The 15,437-nt window shown below is 54.1% G+C and carries 17 protein-coding genes; 12 read left to right on the plus strand and 5 right to left on the minus strand.

Annotation, left to right across the window (positions count from 1 at the left end):
- Positions 1–134 precede the first annotated feature (134 nt).
- From zwf to mdtI, 4 genes are all read left to right on the plus strand, one after another.
- Positions 135–1,610: a glucose-6-phosphate dehydrogenase gene (gene zwf / locus OCH02_RS03830; protein WP_012145492.1), complete on the plus strand. Its 1,476-nt coding sequence runs from the start codon at positions 135–137 to the stop codon at positions 1,608–1,610.
- Positions 1,611–1,762: 152 nt separating this feature from the next.
- Entirely contained in the window at positions 1,763–2,404 is a 642-nt protein-coding gene (locus tag OCH02_RS03835; RefSeq protein ID WP_261429944.1) for a bifunctional 4-hydroxy-2-oxoglutarate aldolase/2-dehydro-3-deoxy-phosphogluconate aldolase, read from the plus strand.
- Between the two features lie 564 nt (positions 2,405–2,968).
- On the plus strand, positions 2,969–3,337 hold the full coding sequence (gene mdtJ / locus OCH02_RS03840; protein ID WP_261429945.1) for a multidrug/spermidine efflux SMR transporter subunit MdtJ: 369 nt from the start codon (positions 2,969–2,971) through the stop codon (positions 3,335–3,337).
- Positions 3,324–3,653, plus strand: coding sequence for a multidrug/spermidine efflux SMR transporter subunit MdtI (gene mdtI, locus OCH02_RS03845; protein WP_012145489.1), 330 nt, complete (start codon positions 3,324–3,326; stop codon positions 3,651–3,653). The genes mdtJ and mdtI overlap by 14 nt, the downstream gene beginning before the upstream one ends.
- A gap of 58 nt (positions 3,654–3,711) precedes the next feature.
- Here mdtI and OCH02_RS03850 read toward each other — a convergent pair whose 3' ends face one another.
- Positions 3,712–4,056: a RidA family protein gene (locus tag OCH02_RS03850; RefSeq protein ID WP_012145488.1), complete on the minus strand. Its 345-nt coding sequence runs from the start codon at positions 4,054–4,056 to the stop codon at positions 3,712–3,714.
- Between the two features lie 133 nt (positions 4,057–4,189).
- Here OCH02_RS03850 and OCH02_RS03855 point away from each other — a divergent pair, with 133 nt between their 5' ends.
- The 5 genes from OCH02_RS03855 to rnd all read left to right on the plus strand — a co-directional run bounded on the left by OCH02_RS03855 (position 4,190) and on the right by rnd (position 10,674).
- Positions 4,190–6,094: an ATP-dependent DNA helicase gene (locus OCH02_RS03855; protein WP_135316871.1), complete on the plus strand. Its 1,905-nt coding sequence runs from the start codon at positions 4,190–4,192 to the stop codon at positions 6,092–6,094.
- 80 nt (positions 6,095–6,174) lie between these two features.
- Positions 6,175–6,876, plus strand: a complete 702-nt coding sequence (gene tsaB / locus OCH02_RS03860) for a tRNA (adenosine(37)-N6)-threonylcarbamoyltransferase complex dimerization subunit type 1 TsaB (RefSeq protein ID WP_153860102.1) — start codon at positions 6,175–6,177, stop codon at positions 6,874–6,876.
- A 100-nt stretch (positions 6,877–6,976) separates the two neighbouring features.
- Complete coding sequence (locus OCH02_RS03865) at positions 6,977–7,567, plus strand: Slp family lipoprotein (RefSeq protein ID WP_261429948.1); 591 nt, start codon at positions 6,977–6,979, stop codon at positions 7,565–7,567.
- Between the two features lie 207 nt (positions 7,568–7,774).
- Positions 7,775–9,463 (plus strand): long-chain-fatty-acid--CoA ligase FadD, encoded by a 1,689-nt coding sequence (gene fadD / locus OCH02_RS03870; RefSeq protein ID WP_261429949.1) that lies wholly within the window; start codon positions 7,775–7,777, stop codon positions 9,461–9,463.
- A gap of 89 nt (positions 9,464–9,552) precedes the next feature.
- Positions 9,553–10,674: a ribonuclease D gene (gene rnd / locus OCH02_RS03875; RefSeq protein WP_261430787.1), complete on the plus strand. Its 1,122-nt coding sequence runs from the start codon at positions 9,553–9,555 to the stop codon at positions 10,672–10,674.
- Positions 10,675–10,910: 236 nt separating this feature from the next.
- On the opposite strand, the gene minE is transcribed toward rnd, so the two are convergent.
- From minE to minC, 3 genes are read right to left on the minus strand one after another with little or no spacing between them, the layout of a single operon-like run.
- The gene (minE, locus tag OCH02_RS03880) at positions 10,911–11,180 is read right to left on the minus strand and encodes a cell division topological specificity factor MinE (RefSeq protein WP_012145482.1); all 270 of its coding nucleotides are present in this window, start codon (positions 11,178–11,180) and stop codon (positions 10,911–10,913) included.
- Positions 11,181–11,183: 3 nt separating this feature from the next.
- Complete coding sequence (minD, locus tag OCH02_RS03885) at positions 11,184–11,996, minus strand: septum site-determining protein MinD (protein WP_135316866.1); 813 nt, start codon at positions 11,994–11,996, stop codon at positions 11,184–11,186.
- Between the two features lie 25 nt (positions 11,997–12,021).
- Positions 12,022–12,723, minus strand: coding sequence for a septum site-determining protein MinC (gene minC, locus OCH02_RS03890; protein ID WP_261429951.1), 702 nt, complete (start codon positions 12,721–12,723; stop codon positions 12,022–12,024).
- 136 nt (positions 12,724–12,859) lie between these two features.
- Here minC and OCH02_RS03895 point away from each other — a divergent pair, with 136 nt between their 5' ends.
- The 3 genes from OCH02_RS03895 (at position 12,860) to OCH02_RS03905 (ending at position 14,982) form a co-directional block, all read left to right on the plus strand.
- A complete protein-coding gene (locus OCH02_RS03895) occupies positions 12,860–13,132 on the plus strand; it encodes a YcgL domain-containing protein (RefSeq protein WP_261429953.1) in 273 nt (90 codons plus the stop codon).
- Between the two features lie 63 nt (positions 13,133–13,195).
- Entirely contained in the window at positions 13,196–14,242 is a 1,047-nt protein-coding gene (locus OCH02_RS03900; protein WP_261429954.1) for a lytic transglycosylase domain-containing protein, read from the plus strand.
- 83 nt (positions 14,243–14,325) lie between these two features.
- Positions 14,326–14,982 carry a fumarylacetoacetate hydrolase family protein gene (locus tag OCH02_RS03905; RefSeq protein WP_261429956.1) on the plus strand — a complete coding sequence of 219 codons (657 nt, stop codon included), beginning with the start codon at positions 14,326–14,328 and terminating at the stop codon, positions 14,980–14,982.
- A gap of 75 nt (positions 14,983–15,057) precedes the next feature.
- On the opposite strand, the gene OCH02_RS03910 is transcribed toward OCH02_RS03905, so the two are convergent.
- The gene (locus OCH02_RS03910) at positions 15,058–15,306 is read right to left on the minus strand and encodes a CsbD family protein (RefSeq protein WP_012145476.1); all 249 of its coding nucleotides are present in this window, start codon (positions 15,304–15,306) and stop codon (positions 15,058–15,060) included.
- Positions 15,307–15,437 lie beyond the last annotated feature (131 nt).

Consider the following 15,437-nt stretch of genomic DNA (forward strand, 5'->3'; position numbering starts at 1 on the left):
ACTGTCGATAGCGCTTAACACTGCAATTTCTGGGGCTTTTTTTCTACTTTTGATCCGGGTTTACTGGCTGTAGTTAAAGAGAGTACATTAGTAATGTAAGAAAATTACAAATATCCTGCAACGAGGAGATGAACATGGCGGTAACCTCTACAGCCCAGGCGTGTGACCTGGTTATTTTCGGCGCGAAAGGCGATTTGGCGCGTCGTAAGCTGTTGCCTTCCCTGTACCAGTTAGAGAAAGCCGGTCATATCCACCCGGATACCCGTATTATCGGCGTCGGCCGTGCCGAGTGGGATAAAGATGCCTATATCAAGGTGGTCAAGGAAGCGCTTGGCACCTTTATGAAAGAAAAACTCGATGACGAACTGTGGGCCACGCTGAGTGCGCGTCTGGACTTCTGCAACCTGGATGTGAACGACAGCAAAAATTTTGCCAAATTGGGCAAAATGCTGGACCAGAAACATCGCACCACCATCAACTATTTTGCGATGCCACCCAGCACTTTCGGCGCGATCTGCAAAGGGTTGGGCGAAGCCAAGCTGAACCACGAGCCAGCCCGCGTAGTGATGGAAAAACCGCTCGGTACCGATCTGGCGTCTTCGCGCGTGATCAACGATCAGGTGGCGGAATATTTCAACGAGTCTCAGGTTTACCGTATTGACCACTATCTTGGCAAAGAGACGGTATTGAACCTGCTGGCACTGCGTTTTGCCAACTCACTGTTTGCCTCCAACTGGGACAATCGTACCATCGACTCGGTGCAAATTACCGTAGCGGAAGAGGTGGGGATTGAAGGTCGTTGGGGTTACTTTGACCAGGCCGGCCAGATGCGCGACATGATCCAGAACCACCTGTTGCAGATTCTGACCATGATCGCCATGTCACCTCCGGCGGATCTGACCACTGACCGTATTCGTGATGAGAAAGTGAAGGTGCTGCGCTCACTGCGTCGCATCAATCAGACCAATGTGCGCGAAACCACGGTGCGCGGCCAATATACTGCCGGTTTTGTGCAGGGCAAAAAGGTGCCTGGTTACCTGGAAGAGGAAGGGGCGAACAAAAGCAGCAACACCGAAACTTTCGTCTCTATCCGTGTCGATATCGACAACTGGCAGTGGGCCGGCGTGCCGTTTTACCTGCGAACCGGTAAGCGCTTGCCGACCAAGTGCTCTGAAGTGGTGGTCTACTTCAAGAACCCACCGCTGAACCTGTTCAGCGATTCTTACCAGCAACTGCCGCAGAACAAATTGACTATTCGTCTGCAGCCGGATGAAGGCATCGAGATCCAGGTGTTGAACAAGGTTCCTGGCCTGGATCACAAGCACCGTCTGCAAACCACCAAGCTGGATCTGAGTTTCTCAGAGACCTTCAATCAGGAGCACGTGGCAGACGCCTACGAGCGCCTGTTGCTGGAGACTATGCGTGGTATCCAGGCGCTGTTTGTGCGCCGTGACGAAGTGGAAGAAGCCTGGAAGTGGGTCGACTCCATCATGGACGCCTGGAAAGCGGATAACGAAGCGCCAAAACCGTATCAGTCTGGCACCTGGGGCCCGGTAGCCTCGGTGGCGATGATCACCCGTGATGGCCGTTCCTGGAACGAGTTCGAATAACGACCCGGCCGGCAGTTTATCTGCCGGCATTTTTTTGCCTGCACGACCGGGGCGCAACATCACTTGGGGTACGGCCGGACGCCTGCGAGACTCCGTGGGCCCCTGTGGCAGGGGCGTGCCATTGATAACCCGTAAGTAATGGAGAAGTAACGATGAAAAACTGGAAAACCAGCGCAGAACAGATCCTGACCGCCGGTCCGGTCGTTCCGGTGATTGTGATTAATAAGCTGGAACATGCGGTGCCGTTGGCCAGGGCGCTGGTCGCCGGTGGCGTGCGCGTACTGGAAGTCACTTTGCGCACCGCCTGCGCGATGGACGCGATCCGCGCTATCGCGGCAGAGGTGCCGGAGGCGATTATCGGTGCCGGTACGGTGCTTAACCCGCAGCAGTTGCAGGCGGTGACCGAAGCCGGTGCGCAATTTGCCATCAGTCCGGGTCTGACGGAGGCGCTGCTGAAAGCCGCTACCGCAGGCAGCATTCCATTGATTCCGGGTATCAGCACCGTTTCAGAACTGATGCTGGGTTTGGATCACGGTCTGCGTGAGTTCAAGTTCTTCCCGGCTGAAGCCAACGGCGGCGTTAAGGCATTACAGGCGATCGGCGGCCCATTCCCGCAGGTTCGTTTCTGCCCGACCGGTGGCATCACGCCAAACAACTACCGTGATTACCTGGCGCTGAAAAGCGTATTGTGTATCGGTGGTTCCTGGTTGGTACCGGCCGACGCGTTGGAAAATGACGACTACGCGCGCATCACTGAACTGGCGCGTACCGCAGTGAGTGGTGCCACGGCGTAACCCGCGCCGAGCCTGGCTTTGGCGATTATTTGCCCGAGGCAACCTAAATCAAGGTTCAACATCATGTTGAACCTTTTTTTATTTTTAAATTCTTTAACTTTCTTATTTATAGACTGTTTTTTTATAGTTTTTGTGAAAATGGCGGTTTGCTTTATAATTATTGCTATGGTACAACTATTGCAGTTAAAAATTTTACTTGATGAGGATATTGGGCAAATCGCACCCGTGTAACAAGATTATGTGCGGCTGAGAATAGAGAATACTTATGATGACAACTAATGGAATTACCCTCAGAACCTCTACTTGCCAGCTTTTCCTATCTGCCATCCTTGCCAGTGAGCATCACTGGTGCAGCGAGCTATAGCGTCTTTCTCCCTTAACCGGTGCTGGTGACAGGCTCAGTCCTCCGTCATTACGCGTAACCGGGCAAACATTTTTATTACGTTTGGGTCAGTTTATCCCCAGGGATCTCTGCGTCTTCAGCGCCTGTTTGCGCCTGTCTGACGAGATAAATCGGGATAAATATGCCTTAGCGTGCGTTATTCGCCGTTTGGGAGAGAAATTATGATTTATTGGATCTTTTTAGGCTTGGCCATCGCGACCGAAATTATCGGTACCCTGTCAATGAAATACGCCAGCGTCAGCGGCGGCATGACCGGCCATATAGTGATGTATGTCATGATCACCGCGTCGTATGTGATGCTGTCGATGGCGGTAAAACGAGTTGCTCTGGGCGTCGCTTATGCACTGTGGGAGGGTATCGGTATCCTGTTTATTACCCTGTTTAGCGTGCTGTGGTTTGATGAACCGATCTCGGCGTTGAAAGTGCTGGGTCTGGTGACGTTGATTGCCGGTATCATGCTGGTGAAGTCCGGCACCCGCAAACCACGAAAACAGGCAACTCCGCGAGGTGACAACCATGCAGCAGCTTGAGTTGTACCACATTGCCTTTCTGGGGTTGGCGATCGTACTGGAGATTATTGCTAACATTTTCCTGAAGATGTCGGACGGTTTCCGTAAAGTTTGGTTGGGTCTGCTGTCTCTGTTGTCGGTACTGGGGGCGTTCAGTGCGCTGGCGCAGGCGGTGAAGGGGATTGATCTTTCGGTTGCCTATGCGCTGTGGGGCGGTTTCGGTATCGCTGCGACAATCGCTGCCGGCTGGATCCTGTTTGGTCAACGGCTGAATGCCAAAGGCTGGATTGGTCTGGTGCTGTTACTGGCGGGGATGGTGATCATCAAACTGGCTTAATCGGCAGCAAATACGACAAAATAAAACCGCAGGCGTTATCGTCTGCGGTTTTTTTGCTTTACAGCGCGGCAATGATTTTGATTTCAACCTTGTACTTCGGATTCATCAATTTTGCCTGCACGGTACAGCGCACTGGGGCACTACCGGCAACCACCCAGGCATCCCAGGCAGCATTCATCCCGGCAAAGTCAGCGCCGTCGGCCAGAAAAATGGTGGCGTCCAGCACCCGACTTTTGTCGGAGCCCACCCGGGCCAGGATCACGTCAATCGCCGCCAGGGCGTTGGCCGTCTGTGCCGTCGCGTCATCATCCAGATTTTCCGGCACGCTGGTGTAATAAACGGTGTCGTTGTGAACCACGGCTTCAGACCAGCGATCGGCAGGGTCAATTCGTTCAATATTCATTCGGTTATCTCCATATCATCGTCGCGTGTAGGGTATCACAGCCATTGGCAGAAATACTCGACGTTAAAGTCGGTGGTAGCCACGCGGCAGGATTGGCATAATCAACGCTGAATAATACCGGCAGAGAGATAGCGTGACAGACGATTTCGCAACAGACGGCGCCCTGGCGCAGGCAATCAAGGGTTTCAAACCGCGTGAAGCTCAGCGGCAGATGGCGGAAGCGGTCACCGAAGCCATTAACTTCAAGCAGGAGTTGGTGGTCGAAGCGGGCACCGGCACCGGTAAAACCTTCGCCTACCTGGCACCGGCGCTGCGGGCCGATCGCAAAGTGATTATTTCCACCGGATCAAAAGCGCTGCAGGATCAGCTTTATGCACGGGATCTGCCCACCGTTGCCAAGGCGCTGAACTACAAAGGCAAGATGGCGTTGTTGAAAGGGCGCTCCAACTATTTGTGTCTGGAGCGTCTGGAGCAGCAGTCGATGGCCGGTGGCGAACTGGCCGGACAGGCGCTGATCGATCTTGTCCATCTGCGCAAATGGTCATCAATGACCAAAGAGGGTGACATCAGCAGCTGCAGCGACGTGGCGGAAGACAGCTTCGTCTGGCCGCTGGTGACCAGTACCAACGATAACTGCCTGGGCAGCGACTGTCCGCTGTATAAAGATTGCTTTGTGGTCAAGGCCCGTCGCCGCGCAATGGATGCGGACGTGGTGGTAGTGAACCACCATCTGTTCCTGGCGGACATGGTCGTGAAAGAGGGCGGCTTCGCCGAACTGATCCCCGAGGCGGATGTGATGATCTTCGATGAAGCGCATCAGATCCCGGACATCGCCAGCCAGTATTTTGGCAAACAGCTAACCAGCCGCCAATTACTGGATCTGGCCAAAGACATTTCCATTGCTTATCGCACTGAAGTGCGTGACGCGGCGCAGCTCCAAAAAAGCGCCGACCGTCTTAGCCAAAGTACGCAGGATTTCCGCTTAATGCTGGGAGAACCAGGCTTTCGCGGTAATCTGCGCGAGGTGCTAAGCCAGCCTAATGTGCAGCGCGCCTTGCTGTTGCTCGATGATGCGCTCGAACTCTGCTACGACGTAGTCAAGCTGTCCCTCGGTCGTTCAGCCTTGCTGGATGCCGCCTTCGAGCGTGCCACGCTGTATCGTGCGCGCCTTAAACGTTTGAAAGAGGTGACTGAACCGGGATTCAGTTACTGGTACGAGTGCAACTCGCGCCATTTTGTTTTGGCGCTGACGCCGTTGACGGTCGCCGATCGTTTCCGTGAGCTGCTCGATGAGAAACCGGGCAGTTGGATTTTCACCTCGGCAACGTTATCGGTTAATGAGCAAATGGGGCATTTTACCGATCGTCTGGGCCTGAATAAGGCCAAAACCTTGCTGCTGGCCAGCCCGTTCGACTATGCGAAACAGGCGTTGCTGTGCGTGCCGCGCTTTTTGCCGTCACCGAACCAGCCGGGCGGTGCTCGGCAATTGGCGCGTATGCTGCGGCCGTTGATTGAGGCCAATAACGGTCGCTGTTTCTTCCTCTGTACCTCGCACCAGATGATGCGTGAACTGGCGGAAGAATTCCGTGCAACCATGACCTTGCCGGTGCTGTTGCAGGGGGAAACCAGTAAGGGCCAACTATTGGCGCAATTTGTTGAGTCCGGTAATGCGCTGCTGGTGGCGACCAGCAGTTTCTGGGAAGGGGTCGACGTGCGCGGCGATGCATTGTCGTGCGTGATCATCGACAAGCTGCCGTTTACCTCGCCCGACGATCCCTTGTTGAAAGCGAGGATTGAAGATTGTCGACTGCGCGGTGGCGATCCTTTTAACGATGTGCAACTGCCGGATGCGGTCATCACTCTGAAACAGGGCGTTGGACGCTTGATCCGCGATACCGACGACCGCGGCGTGCTGGTGATCTGCGATAACCGCCTGGTGATGCGGCCGTATGGCGAAGTGTTCCTCAACAGCCTGCCGCCGACGCCCCGTACCCGCGATATCGCCCAGGCGATTGCCTTCCTGCAGGCGGAGCGCTAGCGGATAGGCGTGACCACAGGGCTGTGCTACAATGCGCGCCCTGTATGAAAAACCCTGTTTTTTTCCCGCCTGAGGTTGGCATGTCCACGCGAATTTTAGCGATCGATACGGCGACGGAAGCCTGTTCCGTTGCCATCTGGAATCAAGGCGAAATCCACGCCCTGTTTGAACTGTGCCCACGTGAGCATACGCAACGCATTTTACCTATGGTGCAGCAAGTGCTGGCGGAATCCGGCGTCACTCTGAATCAACTTGATGCTCTGGCCTTTGGCCGTGGGCCAGGGAGTTTTACCGGCGTGCGTATTGGTATCGGTATCGCGCAGGGCCTGGCGTTGGGCGCCGGCTTGCCGTTACTGGGTATTTCTACTTTGCAGACCATGGCACAGGGTGCCTGGCGCGTCGCCGGTGCCGAGCGGGTGCTGGCAGCGATAGATGCGCGCATGGGTGAAGTCTACTGGGGCCAGTTTGAGCGTCAGCAAGACGGCCATTGGCTGGAAAGCGAAGGTGAAGCGGTACTTTCACCCCCGCAGGCGCTGGCGCGTGCGCAAGGCTTGCACGGGCACTGGGCGCATGTTGGAACCGGCTGGCAAACCTATCCGGATCTGGTCACCGGTTCTTCGTTAAGCTTGAACGATGGTCAAATGCTGTTGCCGCAGGCGGAAGATATGCTGCCGTTGGCGTTGCATGCCTGGCAACAGGGGCAGGCCGTAGCGGTAGAAAATGCCGAACCGACCTACCTGCGTAACGAAGTCACCTGGAAAAAATTGCCGGGGCGTGAATAGCGCAACCTATTGTGCTTTGCTGGCGATCGGCATATGAATGAACTGCAACTTGCTCGGCGAACTGATGTCAAAGTTACAGCTATTTCAGGAGATTGCGACGATGCTAACCCGCACTGTAAGTAAAAAAATGGCGCTACTGGCTATTGCCGGTGGTGCGTTTGCGTTGTCGGGCTGTGTTACCGTGCCCGACGCCATTAAAGGCAGCACGGAAACGCCGGTGCAGCAGTTGTCCTCGGTGCAGAATGCACCGAATTTGTTCGTTGGGGCCGAGGCCCGATTTGGTGGCACCGTGGTGAATGTTGCCAATGAGCAGGGGCGTACGGTGCTGGAAATTGCCGCCGTTCCGCTCGACTCCGGTGCCCGGCCGATTTTGGGCGAGCCGTCACGGGGGCGTTTGCTGGCCACGGTTAACGGTTTCCTGGAGCCGGTTGATTTCAAAGGTCAGCTGGTTACCGTGGTGGGGCCAATTACCGGCGTCAGAGACGGCAAGATTGGCATGACGCCGTACAAGTTTGTCACCATGAATGCTACCGGCTATAAACGCTGGCACCTTAGCCAACAGGTGATGATGCCGCCGGCACCGATGGGGCCATGGGGCTGGCGTAGCGGTACCTGGGGCCCCGGTTGGGGCGTGGGCTACGGCTGGTACAATCCAGGTCCGGTGCAGGTGCAAACTATCGTTACCGAGTAGTGTTTGTTAGGTGTTAACAATTTTGATAGGGCGGCTCCGGCCGCCTTTTTCTTTTGGCGTAGGGAAACGGCGCCAATTAGTGACGTACATCGCAACCTTAATATTGTTTAAAACTCAAACTGGTCTGCTGAGTTAAAATATTGTTATGGTTTGGCTGCATGTTTAGGGGCTGCGATGATAATGAATAATGATTTCAGGAGTAATACCTTGGATAAGGTTTGGTTAAAACGTTACCCGGCAGATGTTCCGGCAGAGATCGACGCCGATCGTTATTCATCTTTGGTCGAAATGTTTGAAAATGCGGTTCAGCGTTACGCGGATCAACCCGCTTTCATGAACATGGGCGAGGTAATGACCTACCGCAAGCTGGAAGAGCGCAGTCGCGCTTTTGCCGCTTACCTGCAAAATGAACTGGGTCTGCAGAAGGGTGACCGCGTTGCCCTGATGATGCCGAATCTGTTGCAGTATCCGATAGCGTTGTTTGGCATTTTGCGAGCCGGTATGGTGGTGGTCAACGTTAACCCACTGTATACGCCGCGTGAACTGGAGCACCAATTGAACGACAGCGGTGCCAGTGCCATCGTGATCGTCTCCAACTTCGCCCATACGCTGGAAAAAGTGGTGTTCAACACCCAGGTAAAACACGTGATCCTGACGCGCATGGGCGACCAGCTCTCCGCCGCCAAAGGTACGCTGGTTAACTTTGTGGTGAAATACATTAAGCGGCTGGTGCCGAAATATCATCTGCCGGCCGCTATTTCTTTCCGCAGCGTACTGCAGCGCGGACGCCGGCTGCAGTACGTTAAGCCCGATATCATCAACTCTGATCTGGCGTTCCTGCAATATACCGGTGGCACCACCGGCGTAGCAAAAGGCGCGATGCTGACGCACCGTAACATGCAGGCCAACGTGGCGCAGGCCAAAGCCGCCTATGAGCCGCTGTTCCGCGACGGTCAGGAACTGATTGTTACCGCATTACCGCTCTACCATATCTTTGCGTTAACGGTTAACTGCCTGCTGTTCATTGAATTAGGCGGCCGCAATCTGTTGATTACCAACCCGCGTGATATTCCGGGGTTGGTGAAAGAGTTGGGGCGCTATCCGTTCACCGCGTTAAGTGGGGTGAATACCTTGTTTAATGCGCTGCTGAATAATGCCGACTTCCATCAGCTCGATTTCTCGACGCTGCGTTTCTCGGTCGGTGGCGGCATGTCGGTACAGAAGGCGGTGGCGGACAAGTGGGAGAAAACCACCGGTAAGCACCTGCTGGAAGGCTATGGTCTGACTGAATGCGCACCCTTGGTCACCTGTAACCCGCACGATTTGAAACACTACAGCGGCAGCATCGGTCTGCCGGTGCCTTCCACCGATATTCGGCTGGTGGATGATAACGGCCATGATGTGCCGGTCGGCGAGCCGGGCGAACTGTGGGTCAAAGGGCCGCAAGTTATGCTAGGCTACTGGCAGCGGCCGGATGCCACTGATGAAGTGTTGAAAGATGGCTGGCTCGCAACCGGCGATATAGTTACAGTGGATGAGATGGGCTTTGTGCGCGTCGTCGATCGCAAGAAAGACATGATCCTGGTTTCCGGGTTCAACGTATACCCGAATGAGATTGAAGACGTGGTCAGTCAGCACCCTAAAGTGTTGGAATGCGCGGCGATTGGCGTGCCAAGTGACGTCTCCGGTGAGGCGGTCAAGATCTGCGTGGTGAAGAAAGACGCCTCGCTGACCAAAGAAGAGCTGTTGACCCATTGTCGTCGGCAGCTTACCGGGTATAAAGTGCCTAAAATTGTTGAGTTCCGCGACGAGTTACCGAAGTCTAACGTCGGTAAAATTTTGCGGCGAGAACTGCGTGATGAGCAGAAAAAACCTGTGGCAGCCGATGCCGCCTAAGCTATCATCTACGCCTTACAGATCAACAACGCCGGTGAATGCCGGCGTTGTTGTGTTTGAATCATGAAAGCGACCAAGAGAATGACGTTTTGAACTATCAGTTGATCACTACCGATGCCGGATTGCAGCAGGTCTGCGAGCAGGCGAAAAAGCATGCCCAGATTGCGCTGGACACCGAATTTGTCAGAACGCGCACTTACTATCCGCAGTTAGGCCTGATTCAGTTATACGATGGTGAACAACTCTCCCTGATTGACCCCTTGCCAATCAAGCAGTGGCAGCCGTTTATCGAGCTGCTGAGCAACACCCAGGTGGTGAAATTCCTGCACGCTGGCAGTGAGGATCTGGAAGTGTTCCTCAACGCGTTCAAAACGCTACCGACGCCAATGGTGGATACCCAGATCCTGGCAGCCTTTACCGGTCGTCCGATGTCTTGTGGCTTCGCTACCCTGGTGGCGGAGTATATGCAGGTGGAGTTGGATAAAAGCGAAGCCCGGACCGACTGGCTGGCGCGTCCGCTGACGGAAAAACAGTGTGTCTACGCTGCTGCGGACGTGTTCTATCTGTTGCCAATGGCCAAACGGCTGGTGCAGGAGACGGAGGAGGCCGGTTGGACGGCGGCTGCCAGCAATGAATGCCTGCTGTTGTGTCAACGCCGTAGCGAGACGCTGGCGCCGGAATTGGCCTATCGCGAAATCACCAACGGCTGGCAATTACGTCCACGCCAGTTGGGTTGCTTGCAGAAACTGGCCGAATGGCGACTGCGTCAGGCGCGTGAGCGTGATCTGGCGGTGAACTTCGTGGTACGTGAGGAGAACCTCTGGCAGGTAGCGCGTCATATGCCGACCTCGCTGGGTGAACTGGACTCGCTGGGGCTGAGCGGCCCGGAAATTCGTTATCACGGTAAAACGTTGGTGGCGCTGGTGGCAGAGGCCGCCGAGCTTGAAGAGTCGGCATTGCCGGAGCCGTTACCGAACCTGATCGACCAGCCGGGTTATAAGAAAGTGTTTAAGGAAATCAAAGCGGCGATCGTCATTGCCAGTGAGCAAAGTGGGTTGAGCAGTGAATTGCTGGCATCGCGTCGGCAGATTAACCAGTTGCTGAACTGGCATTGGAAATTGAAGGTTGGCGACAACCTGCCAGAATTAGTCAGCGGATGGCGCGGTGATTTATTAGCGGCGCCACTTCAGGACATTTTGAAGGATTATTAATCGGGCTGTAAAACGTTGGGGTAGGGTAAGGAAACCCTGCTCTGATTATTTATTAGAAATAGTCGAAGTAAAAACTTTTATCGGCAGCATTTACTTTAAACAAGCGTGGCGCAAGATTAATTGAGATTAATCCCAAAGGATAAAAACGATTATTAAGCCTTTTTTATCTCAATAACTGGTTATGCATACAGTTACCCCCTGTATAAAATACACAGGGGGTAATTAATGCGTCACACTCATTTAGTTACTTCTTCCGATTCCGGTAATGTCACGTTGAGTTCAAGCACCGAAATATCGTCCCCTTTCTGCTCAAACTGCACGTGCAGCATTTCAGGGTCGATTTGAATGTATTTGCAAATTACCGCCAGAATATCGCGTTTCAAATCAGGCAGATACGGGGGCTCACTGTCCCCCCGACGACGCTCCGCGACGATAATCTGCAGCCGTTCCTTGGCTATATTGGCTGTCTGCTTTTTGCGGGACAGAAAGAAGTCTAGTAATGCCATGGTTTATCCCCCAAAAAGGCGTTTCAGGAAACCCTTCTTCTCTTCTTCAATGAAGCGGAAGGGGCGTTCTTCCCCTAACAAGCGGCTAACGGTATCGTCATAGGCCTTGCCGGCGTCTGATTCGGCATCAAGGATCACTGGCTCACCCTGGTTGGAGGCCCGCAGCACAGACTGGTCTTCCGGGATAACGCCGACCAGAGGAATGCGCAGAATTTCCAGTACGTCTTCCATGCTCAGCATGTCGCCACGGCTCACGCGGCCCGGGTTATAGCGAGTCAGCAGCAGGTGTTCCTTAATCGCCGATTCGCCTCTTTCAGCGCGACGGGATTTGGAAGACAAAATGCCCAGAATACGGTCGGAGTCGCGTACTGAGGAAACTTCCGGGTTGGTGGTGATGATGGCTTCATCCGCGAAGTACAGGGCCATCAGCGCGCCGGTTTCGATACCTGCCGGAGAGTCACAGACCACGAAGTCAAAATCCATCTCGCCCAAATCGTTGAGGATCTTTTCAACGCCTTCGCGGGTCAGCGCGTCTTTATCGCGCGTTTGCGAAGCTGGCAAGATAAACAGGTTATCGGTGCGTTTGTCTTTGATCAACGCCTGGTTCAGCGTGGCATCACCCTGAATGACGTTAACGAAATCGTAAACAACCCGGCGTTCACAGCCCATGATCAGGTCAAGATTCCGCAGACCGATATCAAAATCGATCACCACGGTTTTCTTACCTTTTTGGGCCAGGCCGGTAGCGATGGCCGCGCTTGAAGTGGTCTTGCCAACGCCCCCTTTACCCGATGTAACAACAATAATGCGTGCCATGAAATGGATTCCTTGTCAAAAGGGCTTAATTTAAAGGTTGTATGGTTAAAGCGTTATCCAACAGGCTGAGTCGTACTGCCTGCCCGACATAGTCGGACGGGATTTGGTCGCTCAACCAGTACTGCCCTGCGATAGAGACTAGCTCAGCACCCAGGTGCGTGCAAAAAATCTGGCACTGTGTATCACCTGAAGCACCAGCCAGCGCACGACCGCGCATCATGCCGTAAACGTGAATATTGCCATCGGCAATTAATTCAGCGCCGGCGCTGACGCTGCTGGTCACGATCAGATCGCTGTTGCGGGCATAAATCTGTTGGCCGGAACGAACAGGGGTACTGATGATGCGCGTCTTGGCGGGGGCGTTGGGATCCACCACCGGGGCTGGCGCGGGCGCCGGTTCCGGGGCGGCCATCTTCTGGCCTTTGCCTTCGTTCAATAACGGCAGCCCGGCACGGGCTATTGCACGTTTTTGCCGCTCATCTCTGCAACCGCTGATACCCACAACGCGCAGCCCTGCTGCCGTGACAGCCTGTTGAAGTTCTTTCCAGTTTGCGTCGCCGTTCAGCGTTGCAACGTTGATAACAACAGGGGCGTTTTTCAAAAAAGCGGGCGCTTGCTCGACTTTTTCTTGTAACGCCTGACGTATTACCTCGGGTTCCGAATTATACAAATGAACAACCGATAGGGTAAAACTGCTGCCTTTTAGCTCAATTGGCGATTGTGACATCTATCCTGACTCAGTCTCAGCAACTTTAAATCCCCGGAATACCAATCGGGGTGCGATATTCCGAAGTACTATAAGCATGTTATAGTCAGAGTTATATCCAGGCAAGACGCTGCCCCAATTAAATAGAGTTAAAAACATGCTTTGTGTGATCTATAGAAGCTCGAAACGCGATCAAACTTATCTTTATGTCGAAAAAAAAGACGATTTCTCCCGAGTGCCGGAAGATCTGATGAAAAGTTTCGGCACGCCGCAATTGGCAATGATGCTTTCTCTTGAAGGTCGGGAGAAATTAGCCTCGGCAGATATTGAGAAAGTGAAAGAGGCCCTGAAAGAAGAAGGGTTTTATCTGCAGGTGCCCCCGCCGTTGGAAAATTTATTAAAACTGCACCTGTCTGACGACAAAAAATAACCGTCGTTGGCGCGCAGGGGCTACGCTGGATCAGTAACCCCAAACTGACAAAGGAGCTGGGTGATGAGAGGGACAGCGAAGACAGCGATAGTGGCTCTGCTGGCACTGGGAACTGGCGTCTGTCCGCCACTGATGGCACAGGTTGCTTCACCGGTCGCAACTGCTGCGCCAGCGCAAAGCACGTTGGCTGAAACCGGTCGCGATCCGGCACAGTTCCCCGCCTATATTGAGCAACTGAAACGTCAGGCGCTGGCGCAGGGCATTAGCCCGGCTATCGTCGACAGCGCTTTTGCCAACGTGCATTTTGTCGACCGAGTGATCAAGGCAGACCGTAATCAGCCGGAGAAGAAAATCACGTTGGATGATTATCTAAAACGCGTATTGCCGCCGGCCAAGATTGCGCAGGGCCGTGCGCTTTACCGGCAATATCAACCCCAGTTGTCTCGTGTTACCGCTCACTCCGGTGTTCCTGGACGTTATGTGGTGGCGCTGTGGGGGATGGAAAGCGCCTTCGGCAAGATCCAGGGGCGTGAAGATGTGATATCTGCGCTGGCTACGCTGGCTTTTGAAGGTCGCCGTGAGGCTTTCTTCAGCCAACAGCTCATGGCCGCACTGCAAATCCTCGAACAGGGGCATGTCAGCCGCGAACAACTTAAAGGCTCCTGGGCCGGTGCGATGGGGCAGTGCCAGTTTATGCCGACCTCATTCCTGAATTATGCGGCGGATGGTGATGGCGATGGCCGTATTGATATCTGGAACAACGTTGACGATGTGTTTGCCTCTACGGCCCGTTATCTGTCGCGTGAAGGTTGGCAACCGGGCGTAGGTTGGGGCAGGGAAGTTAAACTGCCTGTCGGTTTCAGCCGTGACAGCCTGGGGCTGAAAGTCAGCAAGGCCCACAGCGTCAATGAATGGCAAAAGCGTGGCGTGCGCCGTGCGGATGGTTCAGCCTTGCCGCACTCAACCCTGCGCAGTTGGGTGATCACGCCGGATGACATGCAGGGCCGGGCGTTCATGGTTTATGACAATTTTCGCACGATCATGCACTGGAATCGCTCTTACTATTTTGCCATCGGTGTGGGTATGATGGCTGACGGTATCGGGCAATAAATTAGGGCCAGAGTACCTCCACCCAGGCGTGGAATAACGGGCTTAGCACGCTAAGCCCCTACATGATTGTAGGGAGATGCGGTATGTATCAACATAGAGACTGGCAGGGTTCATTACTTGATTTTCCGGTAAACAAAGTGGTTTGTGTAGGCAGTAACTACGCCGATCATATAAAGGAAATGGGTAGTGCAACCTCGGCAGAGCCGGTAGTGTTTATCAAGCCAGAAACGGCGCTGTGCGATATCCGCCAGCCGGTGGCGATCCCCAAAGAGTTCGGTTCGGTACATCATGAAGTGGAACTGGCGGTGTTGATCGGCACGCCGTTAAAACAAGCTAATGAAGATCGAGTGGCTCGAGCCATCGCCGGTTACGGTGTTGCGCTTGATTTGACGCTGCGTGATCTGCAGGCGGGTTTCAAGAAGGCGGGGCAGCCTTGGGAAAAAGCCAAGGGTTTTGACGGCTCCTGCCCGATTTCCGGTTTTATTCCGGTGGCAGAGTTTGGCGATCCGCAAAATGCCGAGCTGTCACTGACGGTCAATGACCAGGTGCGTCAGCAGGGCAATACTCGCGATATGATCACCCCGATCCTGCCGCTGATCAGCTATATGAGCCGCTTCTTCACGCTGCGCGCAGGTGACATTATTCTTACCGGTACTCCGCAAGGCGTTGGCCCGATGAGTTCAGGCGACATGCTGAAAATCACGCTCAACGGTAAGTTATTAACGACTCGCGTGATTTAAAACCAGGCAAGACGCACTAAAAAAGGCCCCATGGGGCCTTTTGTCTTTTTCTTCGGTTAGGGATGGGCAAAATGCTTATTTACGGCCCAGCAAGAAACCGAAAACAATCCCGACTGCAGCGGCGATAGCCACGCCGGCAAGTGGGTTGGATTCAACCTGAGTCCGCACCGTATCAGCCGCATCGCGAGCCGCGTAGCTGGCTTGAGAGGCATATTTGCGGGCTGCGCCTTTAACCTGATGATCCGGCGAGTCCGTGGCTTTACCAAAGGCTTCCTCTACGGCACCGGCAGCTTCATTGACCTTGTCTTCTGCTTTTCCAAACATACTTGGCTCCCTATCTCGGTTATCAAAGGCGAACATTAAACATAGCAGGATTTTGTCGTGTTTGGCGGCAAATCGTGCGTTATAAGATGAATCTTAGCGGTCAGTGGAAGCGTTGGTCGGCAATAATCCTG

Source organism: Serratia quinivorans, from assembly GCF_946227985.1.
GTDB lineage: Bacteria > Pseudomonadota > Gammaproteobacteria > Enterobacterales > Enterobacteriaceae > Serratia > Serratia quinivorans_A.